Here is a 21,994-nt window from a genome sequence, read left to right as displayed (position 1 = left end):
TGCGGGAGCTGCTTTGCAGCGGAGCAATTCGTAGGCATCAGTTGGGGGCAAAAGACCTTTTGACCCCAACATCATATGATACCAGTGTCAAAAGGTCAAAAAGCTGTTCGTGCTTGCACGATAAGGCTTTTGAACTTGGGACACGCCAAATATGAGAAAGTAGCGATTTACGCAGTAAATCAACGGATTTCGAATATTTGGAGGATTGCGGAAGCTGCGTAGCAGCGTAGCAATCCGGGTATCAAATGAGTGTCAAAAGACCTTTTGACACTCATATCATTATATTCTATATGATACACCAGACAAATTCAAGACTTTCATCTCCAAGAAAATGACATTTTTCGGTCCAAAAACGAAAGATTTTTCAAAAAAATGACTTCCGAAAGCCTTTTCGCTTCGAAAGTCACTTTTTTGCCTTATTTCTTTTCCTCTGTTTCCTCAGAAGCCGCCACATACCGGTACGGTACCGTCGTGCTCAGTTCTGCCTGAGAAACCGTAATCAGGGTGCCGTCCTCTGGTGCCGCCTCGGGAACCACCAGAGTCTCAGGATCCAGGTAAAGGGTGTCCATTTTTTCATCTCCCATATGGACCACACTGTAGCGCGTGAAGTTTTCGCCCCGAACCTTCATGACATGGTCGTAGGTCACGTTCACAGCATCCAGCTGCACCGGCGACAGGCCCATCGTCATATTTGAGGGGTAATAGGGATTCTCGCCGCCATAGCAGATCTGATCTCCGTAGAGAATGTCATACTCCAGCTCCTTTAATTTTGCCAGGTAATCTTCTTCTGTCAGACTCCCCTCCGCCATCTGCTTCTGGCCGTTCTGGTGATAGGCGTTCACAACTCCGTCCGTGATGCCGAGAGCGGAAAGCACCTCAGCCCCCACCTCATAGGCCTCCCGGTCTCCGCCGTCAAAAGTGAGGCCCGTGTTGTTCCAGATGAAATAGCAGGTGTCATAGATCGTTCCGGATTTCAGCATATCATCGGTAAGATCCAGGCTCGGGCAGTGATCCCCGTACATAATGAGGATCGTGGGCTCCCGCCGTTTCCGGAGCATGTTCCAGAGATCTCCCACAAACTGGTCCACTTCGTAGATCTGATTCGCGTAATAATTGATCTGGTTCAGATAATTCTCGTCCTCTATCACACTGCTGGTGGCAGTCACATGATGCTCGTATTCGACATCCGGCTCGGAAGGATAACTTCCATGAGACTGCACAGCAACCGCGAAAACGAAATCTTTTTCCGCTGTGGCGCTTAAGGCCTTCTCAATCTCACCTGTCAGCACGGAATCCTTGGAGCATTCCATCGCAGTGTAATCCTCGGGCCACATATACTCCACAGAATCAAACACGTCAAAGCCCAGATTCGGGTAAACCAGATTCCGCTCATAAAAGCTTCCCTCATGGTCGTGGATCGCATAGGCTTTGTAACCGTAGGATTTCAGGTTGTAGGCCAGAGATTCGCAGGTTTTTTCCTTCAAAACCGTTTTGTAGGGGTACTCGCCGATGCCAAAATCATCGATGTTCATGCCGGTGAGCATCTCAAACTCTGAGTTTACGGTTCCCGCGCCGATGACCGGTACACTTAAGAAACCGGAAGCGCATCTCTCGGAAAGCTGCGTGAAATTCGGCAGGGGATTTTCGGAAAATTCAAGGTCTTTCAAACGGTTCACATCGAAGAAGGATTCCAGCTGAACGACCACAATATTCGGCCGGTTGGAATCAAACACTTCCCCGTCTCCCAGAGCTTCGTCCGTCAGCCCCTCGATGGCCTCGGTGGAATACTCCTCCGGCCGGCTGATGCCCACGTCGATGAGGCTGGCGCCAAAGCAGTAAAGGAAACCATTTCTCTTATAGGACTGGGAAAGTTCCCGGAATTTCGTCTCCAGAAGCTCCGTCTTCTGTCCGACAAAAATGAGTCCCCAGGCAGCCAGGAAGGTGCAGAGAATCGCCGTCACGGAATACGGAAGTTTCGGTCTTTTTTTCACCGCCGGAATACGGAAAGCCAGCACCGCCAGCACGACGATGACCAGTACCAGAAGGGCCACCAGGGCAGCCAGGACCAGAAGGCTTAAATATTTCGAGGCCACGTTTACGCCATCCTTCAGGAGCAGAAGATCGCTGCTGGTAAAAGGCGTCACCCGGAAGATCAGGATCACACCGTTGATGATTCCCAGAGTCAGCCAGAAAAGCGTAAACAGAACCAGAAGGCTCTTCTGTTTCCTAAACAGCAGAGCCAGGGAATAGCTACAGCCCACGATCAGCGCATTGACCAGAAAGGAGTAGGGGTGCTGAAAAAGGAACAGAATCCCGGCGATCAGGGAATGGCGGCAGATGCTCTCGACGACCAGCACTGTCACCACCGCATGGAGCGGAAGCAGGATCGCCGGATTTTCCGGCAGACGCACCTTTTTAAAAGGCAACTTTTTATGTAATTTTTTCATAACAGGTATCTTATTTTTCCTCCAAAACAATCTCTTTGGCAGTCACATCCATGACGGCCTCGCCGTCGCTTTCAAAGAAGATGCCTTCCGCCTCGTTTTCCGTATAGATGAGGGCTGAAAAGACCTTCGCTCCGCCCTCAGCAAAAATCTCCACCGTATAACGGTCCATCAGAATCCGAAGAGAAAGTTCCTCCTCCGCTTTCACCGCCATACTCCGGTTGTGGACGATATTCCAGTGAACGCCGGAGTAAGTCCGGTCAAAAGTAAGAACCTCCGCTTTCCGGTCGTAGGTGATCGTACTGTAATGCTTCTCTCCCGCCGCCAGGTAAAGCGTCCATTTATCGTAAGCTTTTCCCTTTACCGTGACAGAAAGATCGATCATTCTGCCCTGTATACAGGTCAGCGCCTGTTTTTTCCCGATGGAAACGTCTGTATACACGGCTTTTTCCTTCAGGTAATTTTCCAGTTCCCGTACCGGGCGCTGGCAGAGACGGCCATTTTCCAGAAACAGCTCTCTCGGGATGCTTAAGATGCCGCACCAGGGGAAGCCCTCCGGCAGGAAAGCCTTCTCGCAGGACTGCATCCAACCGATGATAACTCTTCGGCCATCCGCCGTTTCCATGGTCTGGGGCGCGTAGAAATCCAGACCGTAATCAAGGCTTCTGGCTGTCTCCCGTTCAAACTTCATTGTTTTCGGATCATAGGTCCCGGTGAGGACAATGCAGTTATTTCCCGGGTGAAATTCCAGGCCTTCCGCCTCCATTCCAATGGGAGAAACTGTCAGAATCCACTTATCTCCCAGCGGGAAGAAATCCGGGCACTCCCACATGATGCCGAGCTTCCCGTAACTCTTGTCCAGAATCGTCTCGAACTTCCAGTTCCTAAGATCCACGGAGCTGAAAAGAGCTGCCTCTCCGCCGTTTTCCTCCGCACAGCAGCCGACAATCACATAGTAAAGATTTCCGTCCTTCCAGACCTTGGGGTCTCTGAAATTCCTCTGATCGTAGCCTTCCGGCAGAAGGGAGGCCGGAATCACCGGATTTTCCGGAGCTTTCTCGTAATTCAGGCCGTCTCCCACAGCCAGGCACTGGGTCTGATGTTCCTCGCCGCCGATAATTTTCACGCCCGTGTAGAGCAGATACTGCTTTCCGTCTTTTACAATGGCGCTTCCGGAGAAAACGCCGAAATCGTCATAGTCCTGATCCGGAGCCATGGCTGCGGGCAGATACTCCCAATGGAGAAAATCGCTGCTCTTCGCATGACCCCAGTGCATGCTGTTCCACCGGGTTTCGTAGGGGTAATACTGGAAAAAGAGATGATGCTCTCCTTTATAATCGGAAAAACCGTTGGGATCGTTCATCCAGCCCACGGGATTCGTAAAATGAACCGCCGGCCGGGGAACACCGCCCTCCTTTGCTTTCTCCAGGGCACGTTTTTCCTGTTGTCTCGCCTTCTCTAATAATGTACTCATATGCCTTTTCCTCCACACAAACGGCAGCGCCTCCTTACCGGACGCGCCGCCCATTGATACCAATATAATGGAAGTTCTTCTCAGAGTCAAGACCTCTGAACAGGGATATTTTTCAGAATGATGAGACGGGTTCCCGGCATGGCTTCCTCTGTCTCCAGATGGTTCCACTCACGGATTTTTTCCGGCGTCGTGAGGCAGGAGCGCGCGATGTCCCAGAGCGTGTCGCCCTCCTGGACAAGATACCCCACAATACCCGGCATTTCCTGGATTCTGGCGAGATCCAGCTCTTTTTCCTGAACGTCTGTCAGGAAAAAGCCCTTCTCCTCCCGGGCCACGAAAGCATTGAGACTGACCCCGGCCTTCACCTCGATCTCCTCGCTGTCGATCATGGCGGCGGAGAGCTGTTCCAGACCGGCGTGGAGGCTGAAGCGACAGTTTCCTCCGGCGTTTTCCACCTCGATCAGATGAGAAAAAGGCACATCTCCTTCCATGACCGCGAAGGGCATACTGTCGTCGGAAGTCACATAGAGAATCGAGACCTCCACGGCTCCCTCCACCTGGATGCCCTGATCCGTCATCCAGGCTTCATCAATCCGGACCTCCCCCTTACTGTGGCAGAACTGAAGCATCCGCGGGGCCTCCGGATTCATCCGGATCCGGTCAACTGCCCGGCATTTGGAGAAATTTCGGATGGCCAAGCTCTCGTAGGCCTCCTCCCGGCAGACCGGAAGCAGCTCCTTTTCCGGGGTGTAGACATCTTTTAAAATCTCCACCGTGTCTTCCTCGTAGAGGCGGATGTTAACGTTCAGGACCGCCTCCGCCTGGATGTTCCGCTCTTCCCCGTCGTAGTCGGGAACAGCCTCCAGATGAACGCTCAGAAGCGAAACCTCCACATCCGGAAGCTGCCTCGGACTCGCGCCGGAGCACTCCAGACTCTGCTGGAAGGGAAGCGAAGCCTCCATCCACTCCCGGGACTTTTTCTCCCCGTCCGCCTCATAGAGAAGGAAGAGGAAAAGTTCGCCCCTGATATCCAGAGACCCTTCCTGAACCCGCACATCCGCGCCCCGAAGCTCCACGCTGTCCCACAGAATCTCGCCGATGTTGGGCTTGCTGGATGGAAGGGAAAGTTCCTCCTTCACCCGGATGATGTCTTTGTTCCGGACTGCCAGGGAAATGGGCGTCACCCGCGTGCTTCTCGTGCTGATCGAGGCTTCCCCGTGAAGCTCGACTCCCGCCTGCACATCGTAGAGCTCTTCCAGCTCCGCCTCAAAGGAAATCAGGGCCTGCACACTGAATTTCCTAGAATTGATAAGCCTTACTTTGAGATCCTCCAGCTCCTGCCGCACATCCACACTGTCGCCGGCCGCCGCCCCGGGAAGCAGTAATTTTTCTTCAAAGGGAAATTCCGCCTGGATCCGACAGAGCCTCCGCTCATCTCCTTCGGACACATACAGGATATGTACCTCCAGAGTTCCGGAAAGCTGCACCTGGCCTTCCGTGGTCCGTACCTCCTCCAGCTTCACCTCGCCCCGCTTCTGGATCAGCCCCGCGGCATCCGGCTTTTTGTCGGGAATGTTGAAATCCTCCGAGAGGGTCATCCGGTTCTCCCCGTACGCCTTCCGGCGGCTCATATGAATGTTTTTCTTCAAAAGTTCCACAAAAAAACCTCCCCTGCATCTAACGTGCTCCGGAAAATGCTCTCCGGAAACCGTTACAGTTTATGCAGAAAAGGTTTTTCCTATGACCTCAGTCGAAAAACACTTCCTGTTCAAGCCAGGGAAGTTTGACCACCACATAAGGACAGGAGGGTTCTTTCGGGATCTCTTCTCCCGCATCCGGTCCCATGAGGGTGGAAGAAAAATGAATGCCGTCCTCCGCAAGGATCAGCTGATCCACGGCGATGCTGCAGCCCCCGGTCTCCTGCTTCCCGTAACCGCGAATGATGTAAAGATAATCGCCGATCCGGTAGCTGATCATCATCTCGGATTCCTTGTTGGCCTCGAGGATCGTCTTCAGCTCATCCGGAACATCCTCCGCCGGTACCACCGTGAAATCCAGGGGCTCGCCGGTAATCTCCTTTTTCTCCGTCAGTGTACAGCCCGCCAGAAGGAGTGTCAGGCCTAAGCTTAAGGTAAAAAGCCAGGTAAGCCATTTTTTCAATCAAAAAACCGCCTTGTCTTGTTTTCTTTTCAGAGTATGCGGATGGGGGAGATTCTATGCGCCAGAGAGACAGCTCCGAGGTCTGCTCAAAAGCTACTCTCGCTTGTAAGCGGCTTTGTATACAAAATCCTCGTACTTCGCCATCCAGCTTTCTGTCACCTTCCGGCTCTGAAATTCCACTTCTCCCAGCGCCGTCACCGGCATGATGCCCATGAGGGAATTGGTCACGAAACATTCCTCGAAATCCTTCACATCCTCGGGCAGGATCCGCCGTTCCACCACCGGTTTTCCCTCTTTTTCAGCGTTTTCCAGCACCCAGCGGCGCAGAATTCCTGGCAGGAGGCCGGAGTCCACTTCCGGTGTATACAGAATTCCATCCTTCACAAAAAAGATATTGGAGGTGGCGCCCTCAGCGATCTCCCCTCTGGTATTCAGGAAAATCGGCTCCTGGATTTCCGTACCACGAACCGCCCTTTTCTCCAGAATACAGTCCCCGTAGTTCAGGGATTTCCGGTAGGTGAGGGGCGAGGTCTCGTTTCTCCGGACTTTGGAATAGGCCAGGCGGAAGCCTTTCTCATAGTCCGCCGGGCCATAGTGGTTCTCTCTCGTGAGAAAAAGGATATTCTCCGAGGAGGCCACGATCTTCAGCACGCCTTTTTCCGGGCAGTCTTTTTCAGAGAGAATTTTTTCCACATTTTCGGCGCTGCAGGGAAAAGTTATCCCCAAAAGGCGACAAGAATCCACCAATCTTTCCAGATGCCAGTCCAGAAGAAGGGGCTCTCCCTTCTCCACAGCGATGGTCTCAAAAAAGCCCAGGCCGAAAAAGTAGCCCTCATCCGGAGTAAAAGTCTTGTTTTCCTCCATTGTCATCACTCCATGGCCTGAAGAAGGGCTTTCGCCTTCTGCAGGGTCTCTTCATATTCAAATTCCAGGTCCGATTCACAGGTAATGCCGCCGCCCACGCCCAGGTGATAAACGCCGTCCTGGTAGACCGCGGTCCGGATCACGATATTGAGGTCACAGTCCCCGGAGAGGGAGAGATAACCCATGGATCCTGTATACAGGTTTCTGCTGCTGTGCTCAAGCTCATCAATGATCTCCATGGCCCGAAGCTTAGGCGCGCCGGTGATGGAACCGCCCGGGAAAGCCGCCTCGATGAGATCCATCACCGTGAGCTCCGGCTTTAAATCTCCCTCCACGTTGGAGATGAGGTGGAAGACGGTGGCATACTCTTCCACAGCGAAGAGCTCTGTCACCTTCACGGAGCCCGGCACGGAAACCCGGTTGAGGTCGTTCCGCTCCAGATCCACGATCATCAGAAGCTCGCTCTTGTCTTTCTCCGAGGCCTCGAGCTCTGCCCGGAGAAGAGCGTCCTCCTCCGGTGTCTCGCCCCGTTTTCTCGTGCCCTTGATGGGCCGGGTGACAATGTGATGGTCCTTTACCTTCAGAAAACGCTCCGGTGAGGCCGCCACCACCTGGAAATTGCCGTAGTTGAAGAAGCCGCCGAAAGGGGAGGGGTTGTTTTTCCGGAGAGTTCTGAAAACTTCATAGGGAGCTTTTGGGCTCTCGATCGCCAGCTGGCGGGTCATGTTGGCGATGTAGATGTCGCCCTCGATGATGTACTGGATCATCCGGTCGATGGCACCTTTGTAGTCCTCGTGGGTGAAATCCGGGGTGATTTTGAGGTGCGGGTGGGAGACGTGAGGTATAGGTGTTTCCTCAACTAATCCATCGCCTCTATTCTCACTGTCGGCATAAGCATTCCCAGACACCGCATGAGCCTGTTTCGGATCTGCCATACTGTCAGTTTCATCACATACCAGGTCAGCTAAAGTCGAATCCTCTCTAGAACCAGACTTTTCAACTACAATCTGATTTTCGCGCAATCTGAAAGCTTCGCCCGTATTAACGTTTTCTATCACACAGCCAGCATTATCACCAGCCAGCCCGGCTGCCCCTCTCACCAGCTCTTCCACCTCCGCCAGCGCCTTCTCCGGTTCCACACTCTCCCCATTGGCTACTGTATACAAGACCTTCTCCCTTGTATCCTCAATGAGAAACACATCATAAAACACAAGCACCGCATCCGGCATATCCACGCCGTTCTTGTGCCGTGTTTTCACGTCCTCTTTTTTTCTGCCATATTCATAGGAAAAATAGCCGATGGCTCCCGCCGTCAACGGTAATTCCGTTGGATTCTCCTGCCGGTGTTCTTTTAAATAAGTCCGCACATACTCCTCGAAGCCGATTTCACTTTCCACGCCATTGACGGTGAATTTTTCCCCTTTCACCAGCTTGAGATAAGGCTTTAAGCCCAGGATCGAATAGCGCCCCAGCTCATTTTCCAGGGAGGAATCAAGGAAGGCCGTGTCTTCTTTTTCATAAAAACGCCCGCAGGCAAAGATCTCTGCCAGGGGAATATAGGTTTCAAGCGCTCTTAGTAACTGCATGCTCTTCCCTCCATTCCTCTGCGATCTTCACAAAATTTTCCAGAAGTTCGTGGCCATACTCGCTGAGTACCGCCTCCGGATGGAATTGTACACCGTATACAGGAAAGCCCGTATGCTCCACCGCCATAACGTCCCCGTCCTCCGAGCGGGCCGTCACTTTGAGGCAGGAAGGAAGTTCTCCCTTCGCCACCAGGGAATGATACCTGGTCACAGAGAATTTCTCCGGCAGTCCCCGAAAGATTCCCTCTCCCGTATTGATGATCGGTGTCACTTTTCCGTGCATGGGGCGGGCTCCCTTTTCCACCCGGCCGTCGTATTTCTCCACAATGACCTGATGGCCCAGGCAGACACCTAAAATAGGGATTTCACCGGCGAACCGGTCCAGAAGCGCGTGGGAGAGATGGGCCTCGGAGGGCTTTCCCGGACCCGGGGAAATGATAATCCCCTCGGGGTTCATGGCCTCCACCTCTGCCACCGTGATCTGGTCGGCCCTTTTTACCAGGATTTCCCGTCCCAGCTCTTTCACATAAGCGGACAGGTTGTATACAAACGAATCATAATTGTCCAGCATAAAATACATAGACTTATCCTCCTTTTCTGGCTAAACGCAGTTTTTTCCGAGTCGTTTATCCTTCAAGAAGGTCCGTAACTGGAATCTTTCCTTAGAATACCTGTTTTGGCTTTTGCTGTCAACCTTTCATTCTTTCCCTTGAATCCCGCTTGCTCATAAGGTATACTGGATAGGATAGCATATTTTGTAACTATTCAGAGCCGCACCTCGATTTCGCTTCGCTTCATCTCGTTGTGGCTTCTCGCCAAATAGATTTCCAGTCAAAAGTGTTCGTTCATGCAAGCATGACTCACGCTTTTGACTGAAAATCTGCTTGGCTCTGAATAGTTACCATATTACTTTGTGCGGCGGATTCCGCACAGAAACGGAGGAAACATGATTCGTTTGATCCTTGTCCTGTTCGCGGTGGTGGCTTTTCTGATTCTCTCCATCCCGATTCTCATTGTGGAATGGCTTATCGGCAAGAAAAACCCGAAGCTTCGTGATGAAAGCTCTCTTCATATCGTTCAGTTTATGTTCCGGCTGATCCAGTGGCTTGCGGGAACGAAGGTCACTGTCATCGGTGAGGAGAATGTCCCGAAAGATATCCCGGTGCTCTACATCGGAAACCACCGGAGCTTTTTTGACATTGTCATCACCTATGCCCGCTGTCCCCGGCTCACCGGCTATGTGGCCAAAGACAGCATGAAGAAGGTTCCCCTTCTCTCCGTCTGGATGGAGCGCCTCTACTGCCTCTTCCTGAACCGCACCGATATCAAGGAAGGCTTAAAGACCATCCTCACCGGCATTGAGCAGATCAAAAACGGCATTTCGATGTGTATTTTCCCGGAGGGCACCCGAAACAAAGGCGACGACGAGACCAAGCTTCTCCCCTTCAAGGAAGGAAGCTTCAAGATGGCTGAGAAGACCGGCTGTCCCATCATCCTCATGAGCATGAACAACACGTCCGCCATCCTGGAGGACCATTTTCCCTTCATCCGCTCCACCCATGTGGTACTGGAATACAGCAAGCCCATCTATCCGAAGGAGCTTTCCAAAGAGGAACGGAAATTTCTGGGCGCCTACTGTGAGAAACAGCTCACGGAAATGGTGACACGCAATCAGAAACTGCTCTGATCCGACACATTTATGTCAAACTTTTCAAGTATACTGTAGACAAGAGTGCTCTTTTTACGGGCAAGAATCCTGTCATAAAAAACGAGCCGAAAAGCTCGTTTTTTTATTTCGGGGAAAGGGAGGTTTTTATGAAAAACACAAGAAATCTCATTCTGATCGTGGAGGACGATGAGAAACTCCGGCAGACCCTCGAGGACTTTCTTACAGCCAATCATTTTGCCGTGCTTACCGCTGTCGACGGAGAACAGGCGCTTACCTTATATTATGCGAACAATCATCTCATCGATCTGATCCTTCTGGACGGCATGCTGCCGGGGATGGACGGTTTCGAGGTCTTAAAGACCATCCGCCAGTACTCCGACGTGCCCATTATCATGCTCACCGCCAGAGAATCCGAGGAGGACCAGCTCACCGGCCTCACCAACGGGGCAGACAATTATATCACCAAGCCCTTCCGTCTCCGGGTTCTCAAGGCACACATGGACGTGCTTCTAAAGAGAAACAACCGGGCGGCTGCAGGCGAAATCGAGGCCGGGAAGCTTCGTCTTGAGCAGGCTTCCCAGCGGGCCTTCGCGGATGAGGTTCCCTTAAATCTCACCCCGAAGGAATTTGCTCTTCTCCTCTATTTCGTTCAGAACCGGGATCTCGTGCTGACCCGGGAGGTCATTCTCGACGCGGTCTGGGGCTTCGACTATCAGGGAGATATCCGCACCGTGGATACCCTTGTGAAGCAGCTTCGGAAAAAACTTCCCGATTCCTGCCCTTATATCCAGTCCATCTACGGCGTGGGCTATCGCTTTGAGGTGACGGACCATGAATAAACTTCGCGCCGAGATCGTTCTCTTTATCGACCTTTTTCTCGTCCTTCTTCTGGGCGGGATTCTGCTTTTTTACAGCCTTTTCGCGGACAACTATTATATCTCCCGAAAAAAGCACCAGATCAACGAGGCCTATGCGTTTATTGAGACACTGGATCTCAGTGAGCTTGGCAACGAAGATGAGGAAACCTTTCTTCCTCTGGCAGAGTCCTCCTACACAGTCATCATCTGTGACGCTGCTTTCCAGACGCTCTACAGCTCCAATGCGAAGTCCAACGGTTCCATGCTTCAGGACCAGATCCGGAAAAAAGCGGACTCTTACACGGAAAAAGCGGAGGCCGGCTATTTTCCCGAGCTGACCGGTCAGCCTATCTCTCTTCGCGGCCTTATCAGCCAGGATGACGGTACTTTTTACGTTCTAATCCATGAAAACACCAGAACGCTTCACAGCGGCATCCGTTATGCCAGACAGATTCTGGGGGATCTCCTCCTTCTTGCGATTTTCTCAGGAACGATCTTTGCCCTGTTGCTTTCGGAGTGGATCACCAGGCCTCTGGCCCAAATCCGTCAGCTTATCCAGCGCATGATGAATAACGACTTCTCCAAACACCTTCCCGAGCAGAGCCGCCTCAACGAGCTTGGAGAACTTTCCTCGGAGATCAACCTCATGGAGGACAAGATCCAGCAGAATATCAACGACCTGAATAACTACAACTATCTTTTGCTTCGGCAGAACCGGGATATGGCTGAGTTTGAAGATATGAGGAAAAAGCTCGTGAGCAACATCACCCATGAGCTGAAAACGCCCCTCGCCATCATTTCCAGCCAGGTGGAACTCCTCCAGTACGAATACGACGAGACGAAAAAGGACTACTATTTCACTTCGATCCTGGAGGAGACGGACAAGATGAGCCGCCTTATCAGCTCGATTTTGCAAAATTCCAGGATGGAAAACAAAATCCAGCAGGCTTCCCTTCGCTGGACCAGCCTCTCGGACCTTCTTCTCGACCTGAAGCCCAAGTATGAGAGCTGGCTCGCCTCCCTCAAAATCCGGTTCACCGCTTTCATTGAGGAGGACTGCATGGCTTATCTTGATCCCCAGCAGATCGAGCAGGCCGTCAACAACTATATGATGAACGCCACCCGCTACACGAAGCCCGGTCGTTCCGTACGCCTAAGCCTCTCTTCCACGGAGGACAGTTTCTACCTCTCGGTATACAACGACGGTCCCCGGCTTCCGGAGGCAGAACTTACCAAGGTCTGGACCGGTTTCTATCAGAGCGGCGAAAAACGGAAGAATGGCTCCACGGAGATCGGCATGGGGCTTTACATTGTCAAAGATATCATGAACCATCACCAGGGTTCCTGCGGCGCGCTGAACCGGGAAGCCGGAGTTGAATTTTGGATGTGCTTTCCGAAAAATCCCGTTGTATAAAAAAAGTCCACGGATCTGCAGTTTTTATCCCGCAGGTCCGTGGATTTTTTCCATTTGTCTTATAAGGTCTGAAGCTTCTCCACGACTTTCTCAAAGTGCATCGCGTGGGAGGCTTTCACGAGGATCGTATCTCCGGTCTGAACGAGCTTCGGAAGGGTCTTAAGGAGAGCGTCGAGAGTCGGGATCGAGAGGACTTCGCCGCAGCCGCCTCCCTCAAAGGCAGCCTCGGCCATGTGACGGCTCCGCTCGCCGACGCAGATCAGAAGATCGATCGCGTTCTGGGAGGCATGGGCGCCGACGCCTGCATGAAGCTCCAGCTCGTTTTCGCCCAGCTCAAACATATCGCCGAGGATCGCAACCTTTCTGCCCTCTGCATCCATGAGGATATCGAGGGAGGCCATCATGGCCACGGGGCTTGCGTTGTAGCAGTCGTCCACGATGAGCATGCCGTTGTGCTCGATCATATGGAAACGGCCGTTCAGAGCCTCGACTTTCTCAATGCCGCGCTTGATCTCTTCGAGAGAAAGACCAAGCTCCAGGCCCACTGCGGTGCCTGCAAGGGCGTTCATGACCATATGGCGGCCCGGAAGGGGCACATGGACTGAGATATTGCCCTGGGGTGTATGAATCTGGCAAACGGTGCCTCTGAGGCCTTTGGAGACCAGCTCATCGGCACAGATCTCTCTTCCGGATTCCAAACCGAAGAAAGTGGGTGCAATTCCCTTCACCTCATGAAGCGTGGAAAGCTTGTCATCGTCGCCGTTCAGGACAATTTTTCCATCCTCAGCGATGAAATCGAAGATCTCTGATTTCGCCCGGAGGATGCCGTCCCGGTCATGGAGAAACTCCAGATGGCACTGGCCGATGTTTGTCATGACACAGATGTCCGGTCTCGCGATTTTACTCAGACGGTGCATCTCGCCAAAATCGCTGATTCCCATCTCGAGAACGGCGATCTCGTCCTCCTCTGTCAGGCGGAAGACCGTGAGGGGCAGGCCCAGTTCATTGTTAAAGTTTCCGAGGGTCTTTAAGACCCTGTATTTCTCGGAGAGAACAGAGGCGATCATCTCTTTCGTGCTGGTCTTTCCCACGCTTCCGGTGATGCCCACCACCTTGGCAGAGAGCTGCTGGCGGTAAAACTCCGCAATGTCCTTGATGGCCTGCAGGGTGGATTCCGTGAGAATGTAGTTTCCTTTCGCCTCCGGAAGCTCCTGCTCGGACAGCACGCAGAGGGCGTCTTTTTCAAAAACACTGTCCACGAAATCGTGGCCGTCCACTCTCTCGCCCCGGATGGCGATGAAGAGACAGCCCGGCTCTGCCTTCCGGCTGTCTGTGGTGATGGAGAGGACTTCTTTGTTCTGATCTTCTTCGTTTCCGTGATAGGTTCCGCCGCAGGCAGCAGCGATGTTGGCAAGGGTCATGTTTTTCATGGATTTTTCCTCCTGTCTTTTACTGACGTCTCACTCTTAAGGATACCTCGATGAGTTTCTCGCAGAGCTCACCGAAATTCATGCCCAGAACCGCTGCTTCCTGGGGAAGAAGGCTGGTGGGTGTCATGCCCGGAAGGGTGTTTGCCTCCAGGCAGTACATGCTGTGGTCCTCATTCATCATGAAGTCCATGCGGGCGTAATTCTCCAACTGAAGGGCATGGAAAGCTCTCACGGCATATTCCTGCATTTTGGCGGTGTCGGTCTCGGAAAGCTCTGCCGGGCAGGTTTCGATGGTGCTTCCTGCCTGATATTTGTTCTTGTAATCGTAGAAGCCGTGGATCGGAGCGATCTCGATGATCGGGTAAGCCACACCGTCCACAACGCCGACGGAGAACTCACGGCCTTTGATGTACTGCTCCAGAACCACTACATCGTCGTAGGTGAAGGCTTCCGCAAGGGCGGTCTCATACTCTTCCTGAGTATTGACAATGTAAACGCCGACGCTGGAACCGCCGCAGCTTGCTTTCACCACGCAGGGAAGGGAAAGACCGTACTCCCAGAGCTCTTTCGTGGGCTCGCCTTTTTTCAGGATTGCACCTGCCGGGGTCGGAACGCCGCTCTCCAGGAAAAGTTTTTTGGAAAGGCTCTTATCCATAGCGATGGCGCTTCCGAGATAGCCGCTTCCGGTGTAGATGATGCCGAGAAGATCAAAGGCAGCCTGGACTTTTCCGTCCTCGCCGTTCTTTCCGTGAAGCCCTAAGAATACAACGTCTGCGGCCTTGCAGAGTTCCAGAACTTTTGGTCCAAAGAACTCCTTGCCGGATGCCTGCATCTCCCTGATCTTGTCGTCAAAGCTTCTCATATAGGCGGCAGCGGCGTCCACGTCGTACTCGCCCTCAAAAGCAGTCGCCGGATCCAGAGTGTCATTTCCACAATATACGTCCACAAGGATGGCCTGATGGCCTCTCTCTCTTAAGGCCTTGCAGATTCCGGTTCCTGATACGATGGAAATCTCTCTCTCTGTGCTGGTTCCTCCTGCTAAAACTACAATCTTCATAATATCCTCCTAAAATTCCTTTCTATTTTACAGACACTCAGCCGGAAGTGAGACACCTCCGGCTGTCATTTCTCTTTGTCAGTTGATGGTCACTACGCCGTCTCCATTGGAATCGTAGCTTCCTGTATTCTCGTCCCAGGTCGTGCCGTCGCTGCCTGTGCTGTCCCCGGCTGTGGTTCCATCCGTGGTTCCGGAGGAAGCGTCCGCCGTTCCGGCGAGCTCCTGCTCCACGTTCCGGGTCTCCGCCGGCTGCTCGTAAGCCTGCGTGCCCTGACCTAAGTTCGTCCCTGCATTATAGCACACAATGGGCGTTCCTGCATCAATATTTTCATAGATCGTCTTGGCATTGGCCCAGGGCGTATTGATACAGCCGTGGGAACCGCTGCTCTGGTAGAGGTTTCCGCCGAACGCGCCGCGCCACTTGGCATCATGGATTCCCACGCCGCCGTAGAAGGGCATCCAAAAATCCACCGGAGTCTTGTAATCCTCACCCTTTAAGATCGCGTTGGTTTCTTTATAATAGAGAGCGAAAATGCCCACCGGGGAACCCATATCCTTGCTGGTATTTCCGGTCACGACCAGTGTGTCCACCAGAAGCTGGCCATCCTTATAAAACCACATGCGCTGGTTCGTGTAATCGATCTCCACATAGGTATCTCCGATGCCGTTGGAGGTTCTGGCGACACCCATCTTGAGCCACAGCGGCTCTCTCACCACAGACTCGCCTTTCAGCAGAAATTCTTTTAATTTCTCTACCTCAGAAACCTGATCCAGCTCCCAGCCGTAATCACAGCTGTTGACCGTGATTGTCTCTCCGAGGGCCGTTGTGAATGGCACGTCTTTTTCATAGGTGTCATATTTCTCCGCGAGTCCTGCCACATAGTCACTGATCCGCTCGTCGCTGAAGGTCACGTCTCCATTGTCAGCCACGGTCATCCAGCTCTTGATTGTCGAGGCATCCAGAACCTCTCTGCTGTCACCGAAAGCATAGGTCACGGTCATCTTGGAATATTTCACCAGCGTGTTATAGCGGGCCACAAGATTTTCATCCTTGGAGGTGATGGACGGCTTCTCATAGCAGTCTCCCGCCTCCAGATCCACGCTCTTGAGCCCCTGGCTGGCTGCCTCGGAGAGAAGCGTCAGCACTTTGTCTTTGTTCAGGCGGTTTCCTTCGACCTCCGGAACCAGCTCGTAACTTGTGCCGTTCTCTTTGATATAGGCATCCTCGGGATCGGTGATATTCGCTTCCTGGAAGCATTCCAGCTTGTCCATGGCCATTTTCAGAAAGCTTTCGTCGTAGGAAGTTTCCACCACCATGGAGTGATCCTCCGGATGGAAAAAGGCGTACATCCAGTTGAAGGAATTCTGCGCCTCCTGAAGCTCCTGCACCGCTCCTGTGGATACATAGGAAAAATCAATGGCAGAACCGTCGATGACTTCCTCCGCTCCGCCCCGCTCCGTGATCGTGATCTGGTAGTCCGTCACAGAATCGGCGATTCTTTTTTCCACTTCATCCACGGTCATTCCCGAACAGTCCTCCCCGTTAATATAGGAGCCCGGGAAAAACCGGTCTTTATAATATACGCCCACGGCCAGGTAAGCCGCGGCCATGATCAGTAAAAAGATACTGACAATCAGGATAAAAATCCTCGATCTTCTTGCGTGTCTGGCTGATCTTGTCATGCTTTTTTCTTCTGCCCCTTTTCTTTAGAATAGTCCCCTCTTTTCTCTACGAATTGCTCCGCTGCTATGCAGCTCTCGCAATTTTCCGGAAATGCTACGCTTCTTATTCTAACATGTATCCCCGAAATGTAAATACTCTGTAACAAATTTCAGATTTTCTTAAGCAAACAAAAAGCCCGGAAACCCGGGCTTTTTGTACAGTCTTACTTTTCTTCGAGGATCTTGTCGATGCTCACCAGTTTGACGCAGAGAACGAAGAGCTCCACAGCCACAGCCAGCTCCTCCGGTGTCGGATAGGAAGGAGCGATACGGATGTTGCTGTCCTGTGGGTCCTTTCCGTATGGGAAGGTTGCTCCTGCAGGAGTCATCACAAGGCCTGCCTCTTTTGCTTTCGCCACGATGGCTTTCGCACAGCCCGGAAGCGCGTCAAAGGAGATGAAGTATCCTCCGCGGGGCTCCAGCCAGGAACCGATCTCCAGGCCACCCAGCTCGTTCTTCAGACCATTTAAAACGGTCTCGAACTTCGGTCTTAAGATATCGGCGTGCTTTCTCATATGAAGCACCATGCCGTGGATATCCTTGAAGAAACGCACATGACGCAGCTGGTTCAGCTTGTCATGGCCGATGGTCTGAATCGTCATCTGCTGTTTGATGAAGTCGATATTTCTCTTGGAAGCGCCGATGGCTGCCACACCGGAACCAGGGAAGCTTACCTTGGATGTGGAACAGAACTTGAAGACCATATCCGGGTTTCCTTCCTGCTTGCAGGCCATGAGGATCTCAATCAGGTTATCCTGCTTGTCCTCATAGAGGTGATGGATGCCGTAAGCGTTGTCCCAGTAGATACGGAAGTCCTCTGCTGCCGGTTTCAGTCTGGCGAAACGGAGCACGGTCTCATCGGAATAGGTGATACCCTGCGGGTTGGAATACTTCGGCACACACCAGATTCCTTTGACTGATGGGTCGTTGTTGACATACTGCTCTACCAGATCCATATCCGGGCCGCTCTCGGTCATCGGAATGTTGATCATCTTGATGCCAAAATACTCGGTGATGGCAAAATGACGGTCATAACCAGGTACCGGACAGAGGAATTTTACCTCGTCCAACTTGCACCAGGGAGTGCTTCCGCACACGCCATGAGTCATGGAACGGGCTACGGTATCGTACATTACGTTCAGACTGGAGTTTCCGTAAATGATGATATTGTCCGGTGAAACCTCTGTCATATCAGCCAGAAGCTCTTTTGCCTCCGGAATACCGTCCAACACACCGTAGTTCCGGCAGTCTACGCCAACGGAGCATCTCAAATCTGTCGTGCTGTTCAGTACGTCCATCATTCCCATAGACAGATTCAGCTGGGCCTCGGAAGGCTTACCGCGAGACATATCCAGTTTCAATCCTTTTCCCTTGATCTCCTGAAATTTTGCTTCCAGAAGCTCTTTTTCCTGTAACAGTTCCTCTCTTGACCGGTCTTTATATGCTGTCATTTTCGTCCTCCTCTATCGTTCTTCTGTGTCGCCATGTAAAATACAGCTGTCCGATGCAGACGCACTTTTCCACATGTTCACTAGCTGTCATTTTAGTACGTCACAGTAGTCACGTCAAGACTTTTGTGTTTATGGTGACGAATTTTCAGCGTTTTTTATAATAAGGAGGAACTTTTACGGAATCCTCTGTCTTTTTTTACATACAGTTCAGACGTAGTCCTCCACCACACACAGCCGGTTCTGGTCCGGGAAATAGAGAAGGAAAAGCTCCTTCGTGCTGCCCCGTTTCACCAGGGTAAAATACTGGTACTCCCCGTTAAAATTTACCTCATACCCTTTGGCGATATCCATATCCCGGAGGAGTGCGTCGATCTTCCGCTCCACCAGCATATTTCTTCCCCGGTGCCAGGCTACGGCCTTCTGTATCTCTGAAGTATTCTGGTACCGAAATACATGGTAGCGGACGCCCTTCCCGGCGAAGCTGGAACCGATCGCCTCGTTGTAAACTTCCCATTCTGTGGCAGGAAGAATGATGCCCCATTCCTCCCGGATGCTCTTGATATACGTTTCCTTCGGAGTGTATGCCCTCGAAAGCACTGCCATCGCCAGCACGAGGATCACGCAGGCTCTCAGCATAAAAATTCTTCGTCCCCTTACCATAATCATAACGCACGCCTCCTTTCTTCAAGGCTGTTTGTCTGTTGCCCGTTCTGCCTATATTTTACTGAATTTCAAGTCCCAAAGTCCGCACCGGCGTGTAAACAAGCTGTAAACAAAATCTTAGCTTTTTCCGAAGACAGGGCTTCTTTCTTAAGAAAATGTGGAGACGGTGGTTTTTTACCATGAGATGTATTATAATAAAACGCAGTGAGTGCAAAAACAAAAGAAGAGAGGGTAACTGTTATGTTCAAGCAACATCCAAAAGTGTGGAGTGCCGTCCGTGAGTACGGGATTATTACCGTGGCGACGCTGATCATGGTAATCGGTATCTATGTTTTCAAGTTTCCAAACAACTTTTCCTTCGGAGGGGTCTCCGGTATGGCCGTCCTTCTGGCGAAGCTGACCTCCATCAGCGCCGGAAACTGGACCTTTCTCCTGAATATGGCTCTCTTGGTGCTGGGCTTCCTTTTTCTCGGAAAATCCTTCGGCATCAAGACCGTCTATGTCAGCGTGCTGATGTCCGTGGCCTTGAGCGGCATGGAAAAGATCCTGCCGATGTCCCATCCCCTGACCACCCAGCCTGTGCTGGAGCTGATCTTCGCGATCTTCCTGCCGGCCTTGAGCGCAGCCATCCTCTTTGACATCGGCGCTTCCGGCGGCGGTACGGATATTCTGGCCATGATCCTGAAGAAATATACCAGCTTCAACATCGGTTCCGCCCTTTTCGTGGTGGATCTTCTCATCACCGTGGCCGCCTGTTTCATCTTTGACCCCACGACCGGTCTTTTCTCTTTCACCGGCCTGATGGCGAAATCCCTCGTTATCGACGGCGTCATTGAGAACATCAACCTCTGTAAATATTTCACGATCGTCTGTGACGAGCCGGATCCCATCTGCGATTTCATCCACGACGCCCTGAACCGAAGCGCCACGATCTTCAAGGGTGAGGGCACCTACACCCATCAGCAGAAATTCATCATCCTGACAGTCATGAAACGAAGCCAGGCCGTCCAGCTTCGGAATTTCCTGAAAAAGAACGACCCCGGCGCTTTCATGATGATCACCAACAGCAGTGAGATCATCGGAAAAGGCTTCCGCGGCTTCAACTGAATCGTTTCCTGTAAAAAAAGAACAGCCCTTCCGCTTGAAACGGAACTGACTGTTCTCTTTTTATCATTATGTCGTCAGATTTTTTCTTATTTTTCCCAGAAGGAAGATTAACTGGTCTATCTCTTCTTCGGTCATTCCCTGCACCAGCAGTTTTTCCATGGTCTGGATATGATCCCGAAATTCATAGTAGAGAGCCTCGCCCTGGTTCGTGAGAAGGATCTGCTTCAGTCTGGCATCCGTCGGAACGGAGACCCGGACGATATAGCCCTTCTTCTCCATCAGCTGGAGGATTCCGGTCACGGTAGAACGGGTGATGTTGAAATCACGTTCCAGATCCCGCTGGCAGATCTCCTGCCCCTTATGATCGTGGAGATAACGGATCACCCAGGTCTGCACCGGGCTGACGTCACCCATATTTCGCTGACGTTTCTCTTCATCAATCTTTCTTCCGATCATATTGCTGAGGACGTGGATTTCATGACCCACTTCTCTTCTATCTCTCCCCATGAAATCACCCTCCTTTTCTTTTTTGTTCGGTTACAAACAATATTATTACCGAATTAGAGGATTGTCAAGAGATTTTCCCGAATTTATTTTTTCTTCAGGTTCGCACTTCCAAAGCCCAGCGGCAAAATCTCTTTTAAGGTATAAATCTCATATTTTTCGGGGGTTCCGAGGAGGATCTCGAAGGTCCCGGGATCACAGAACTCCATCATGACCTGGCGGCAGATGCCGCAGGGGGCACAGATGTCGCAGTCCGGGCCTTTGACAGTTTCCGGACCGCCCATGATAGCGATGGCCTTAAAGTTCCGCTCTCCTTCATAGACTGCCTTGAAAAATGCGGTCCGCTCCGCGCAGACACTGGGACTGTAAGCCGCGTTCTCAATGTTGCAACCCTGATAAACTTTTCCCTCTTTTGTTAAAAGGGCCGCTCCCACATGAAAATGGGAGTAGGGGGTGTAGGCGTGATCCCTGGCCTCCATGGCTCCCTTTAAAAGCTCTGCCGCCTGTTCCGGGGTGAGCACTGATTTTGCTTTATCCATAGGAAAATTCCACCTTTCTTTTTAGTCGGTCTCTTTCCGGTTGAAGAAGCCTTCCTGTCCAAGTTCTCCAACCTTTCCGGAACGATCCTTAAACTGAAGCTCCGGGTTCTTAATGCTGACCCTCATATTGGCGGGCACGGAAGAAGTGATAAACGCGTTACTTCCAATGACGGCGCCCTGGCCGATGACGGTCTCCCCGCCTAAGATAGAAGCTCCGGAATAAACGGTCACATTGTCCTCCAGGGTCGGGTGACGCTTCGTATGGCGAAGGCTCTGGCCGCCGCGGGTGGAAAGCGCACCGAGGGTCACGCCCTGGTAGATCTTGACATTTTTTCCGATTTTCGTCGTCTCACCGACTACAACGCCGGTACCGTGGTCGATGAAGAAATATTCGCCAATCGTGGCGCCCGGGTGGATATCTATACCGGTGAGGCCGTGGGCATACTCGGTCATCATACGTGGAATCAGAGGCACACCGAGAAGGAAGAGTTCGTGAGCCAGACGGTTCACAAAGATCGCGTAGAGACCCGGGTAGGAAAGGATGATCTCATCCGTATTGTAGGCTGCCGGGTCGCCGTCGTAGCCTGCCTGGACGTCGGTCATCAGCACCTCCCGGACGGCCGGAATCCGGGCCAGGAACTGATTTACCAGAGAAGCGGCCTCCTCCAGGGCTGCCTCGGGGCTTGCCGGCGGATTTTCTTCCCGGTGCTGCAGGGCACGGGCGGTCTGTTTCGTCAGGTTGTAGTGAATGTCCTCGAGGATCTCTCCCACATGGTAGGACAGAGAATTCTGCTTGAGGTTTCTGGTCTCAAAATATCCCGGGAAAATGATCTTCCGGATATTCTCCAGGATCTCCAGAACGATGGCGCGGTTGATGCGGTTGGTAGAATCAATGTTCCGGATCAGCGGATATTTCTCATAGCTGTCCAGAATCCCTTCCACCAGACTGTTTAAGGGACGGTCTAAGATTTCCTTTTTCATCGGGCGATTTACTCCTTTTCTTTGATTTATACGGGTAAAAAAACGCCGGATAGGAACTATCCAGCATACATC

The 21,994-nt window shown here is 52.1% G+C and carries 19 protein-coding genes; 4 read left to right on the top strand and 15 right to left on the bottom strand.

Going from position 1 to position 21,994, the window contains the following annotated elements:
• Window positions 1-416 precede the first annotated feature (416 nt).
• The 7 genes from LKD71_RS01180 to LKD71_RS01150 form a co-directional block, all read right to left on the bottom strand.
• Window positions 417-2,447, bottom strand: a complete 2,031-nt coding sequence (locus LKD71_RS01180) for an LTA synthase family protein (protein WP_227614032.1) — start codon at window positions 2,445-2,447, stop codon at window positions 417-419.
• A gap of 10 nt (window positions 2,448-2,457) precedes the next feature.
• The gene (locus LKD71_RS01175) at window positions 2,458-3,918 is read right to left on the bottom strand and encodes a glycoside hydrolase family 32 protein (protein WP_227614031.1); all 1,461 of its coding nucleotides are present in this window, start codon (window positions 3,916-3,918) and stop codon (window positions 2,458-2,460) included.
• Window positions 3,919-4,004: 86 nt separating this feature from the next.
• On the bottom strand, window positions 4,005-5,576 hold the full coding sequence (locus LKD71_RS01170) for a DUF3794 and LysM peptidoglycan-binding domain-containing protein (protein WP_227614030.1): 1,572 nt from the start codon (window positions 5,574-5,576) through the stop codon (window positions 4,005-4,007).
• An 88-nt stretch (window positions 5,577-5,664) separates the two neighbouring features.
• Window positions 5,665-6,078: a protease complex subunit PrcB family protein gene (locus tag LKD71_RS01165; RefSeq protein WP_178046452.1), complete on the bottom strand. Its 414-nt coding sequence runs from the start codon at window positions 6,076-6,078 to the stop codon at window positions 5,665-5,667.
• 93 nt (window positions 6,079-6,171) lie between these two features.
• Window positions 6,172-6,942: an aminotransferase class IV gene (locus tag LKD71_RS01160; protein ID WP_227614029.1), complete on the bottom strand. Its 771-nt coding sequence runs from the start codon at window positions 6,940-6,942 to the stop codon at window positions 6,172-6,174.
• A 5-nt stretch (window positions 6,943-6,947) separates the two neighbouring features.
• Window positions 6,948-8,528 (bottom strand): aminodeoxychorismate synthase component I, encoded by a 1,581-nt coding sequence (pabB, locus tag LKD71_RS01155; RefSeq protein WP_227614028.1) that lies wholly within the window; start codon window positions 8,526-8,528, stop codon window positions 6,948-6,950.
• Window positions 8,506-9,108, bottom strand: coding sequence for an anthranilate synthase component II (locus LKD71_RS01150; protein ID WP_227614027.1), 603 nt, complete (start codon window positions 9,106-9,108; stop codon window positions 8,506-8,508). Before LKD71_RS01150 ends, pabB begins: the two co-directional genes overlap by 23 nt.
• A 366-nt stretch (window positions 9,109-9,474) precedes the next feature.
• On the opposite strand from LKD71_RS01150, the gene LKD71_RS01145 reads away from it, so the two are divergent.
• The 3 genes from LKD71_RS01145 (at window position 9,475) to LKD71_RS01135 (ending at window position 12,468) form a co-directional block, all read left to right on the top strand.
• Window positions 9,475-10,215, top strand: a complete 741-nt coding sequence (locus LKD71_RS01145; protein ID WP_178046448.1) for a lysophospholipid acyltransferase family protein — start codon at window positions 9,475-9,477, stop codon at window positions 10,213-10,215.
• A 128-nt stretch (window positions 10,216-10,343) separates the two neighbouring features.
• Window positions 10,344-11,036 (top strand): response regulator transcription factor, encoded by a 693-nt coding sequence (locus tag LKD71_RS01140; RefSeq protein WP_227614026.1) that lies wholly within the window; start codon window positions 10,344-10,346, stop codon window positions 11,034-11,036.
• Entirely contained in the window at window positions 11,029-12,468 is a 1,440-nt protein-coding gene (locus LKD71_RS01135) for a HAMP domain-containing sensor histidine kinase (RefSeq protein WP_227614025.1), read from the top strand. The genes LKD71_RS01140 and LKD71_RS01135 overlap by 8 nt, the downstream gene beginning before the upstream one ends.
• A 59-nt stretch (window positions 12,469-12,527) precedes the next feature.
• Here the strand turns inward: LKD71_RS01135 and LKD71_RS01130 are convergent, their stop codons facing one another.
• The 5 genes from LKD71_RS01130 to LKD71_RS01110 form a co-directional block, all read right to left on the bottom strand.
• Window positions 12,528-13,898: a UDP-N-acetylmuramoyl-tripeptide--D-alanyl-D-alanine ligase gene (locus LKD71_RS01130; RefSeq protein ID WP_227614024.1), complete on the bottom strand. Its 1,371-nt coding sequence runs from the start codon at window positions 13,896-13,898 to the stop codon at window positions 12,528-12,530.
• Window positions 13,899-13,917: 19 nt separating this feature from the next.
• Window positions 13,918-14,955: a D-alanine--D-alanine ligase family protein gene (locus LKD71_RS01125; protein ID WP_227614023.1), complete on the bottom strand. Its 1,038-nt coding sequence runs from the start codon at window positions 14,953-14,955 to the stop codon at window positions 13,918-13,920.
• Window positions 14,956-15,033: 78 nt separating this feature from the next.
• A complete protein-coding gene (locus LKD71_RS01120) occupies window positions 15,034-16,638 on the bottom strand; it encodes a L,D-transpeptidase family protein (RefSeq protein ID WP_178046443.1) in 1,605 nt (534 codons plus the stop codon).
• Window positions 16,639-16,841: 203 nt separating this feature from the next.
• Window positions 16,842-18,128 (bottom strand): PLP-dependent aminotransferase family protein, encoded by a 1,287-nt coding sequence (locus LKD71_RS01115; protein WP_178046442.1) that lies wholly within the window; start codon window positions 18,126-18,128, stop codon window positions 16,842-16,844.
• A 207-nt stretch (window positions 18,129-18,335) separates the two neighbouring features.
• Complete coding sequence (locus tag LKD71_RS01110; protein ID WP_227614022.1) at window positions 18,336-18,794, bottom strand: hypothetical protein; 459 nt, start codon at window positions 18,792-18,794, stop codon at window positions 18,336-18,338.
• Window positions 18,795-19,031: 237 nt separating this feature from the next.
• Between LKD71_RS01110 and LKD71_RS01105 the strand changes: the two genes are divergently transcribed.
• Window positions 19,032-19,898 carry a YitT family protein gene (locus LKD71_RS01105; RefSeq protein WP_227614021.1) on the top strand — a complete coding sequence of 289 codons (867 nt, stop codon included), beginning with the start codon at window positions 19,032-19,034 and terminating at the stop codon, window positions 19,896-19,898.
• A gap of 66 nt (window positions 19,899-19,964) precedes the next feature.
• Here the strand turns inward: LKD71_RS01105 and LKD71_RS01100 are convergent, their stop codons facing one another.
• From LKD71_RS01100 to epsC, 3 genes are all read right to left on the bottom strand, one after another.
• A complete protein-coding gene (locus tag LKD71_RS01100; protein WP_227614020.1) occupies window positions 19,965-20,405 on the bottom strand; it encodes a MarR family winged helix-turn-helix transcriptional regulator in 441 nt (146 codons plus the stop codon).
• An 83-nt stretch (window positions 20,406-20,488) separates the two neighbouring features.
• A complete protein-coding gene (locus LKD71_RS01095) occupies window positions 20,489-20,941 on the bottom strand; it encodes a cytidine deaminase (protein ID WP_227614019.1) in 453 nt (150 codons plus the stop codon).
• A gap of 21 nt (window positions 20,942-20,962) precedes the next feature.
• On the bottom strand, window positions 20,963-21,922 hold the full coding sequence (epsC, locus tag LKD71_RS01090; RefSeq protein WP_178045542.1) for a serine O-acetyltransferase EpsC: 960 nt from the start codon (window positions 21,920-21,922) through the stop codon (window positions 20,963-20,965).
• Between the last annotated feature and the right edge of the window lie 72 nt (window positions 21,923-21,994).

It is taken from the genome of Fusicatenibacter faecihominis, assembly GCF_020686945.1.
In the GTDB taxonomy this organism is placed as follows: domain Bacteria; phylum Bacillota; class Clostridia; order Lachnospirales; family Lachnospiraceae; genus Limivivens; species Limivivens faecihominis.
The sequence above is the reverse complement of the archived record's forward strand: the minus strand, read 5'-3'. Positions and strand labels throughout refer to the sequence as shown.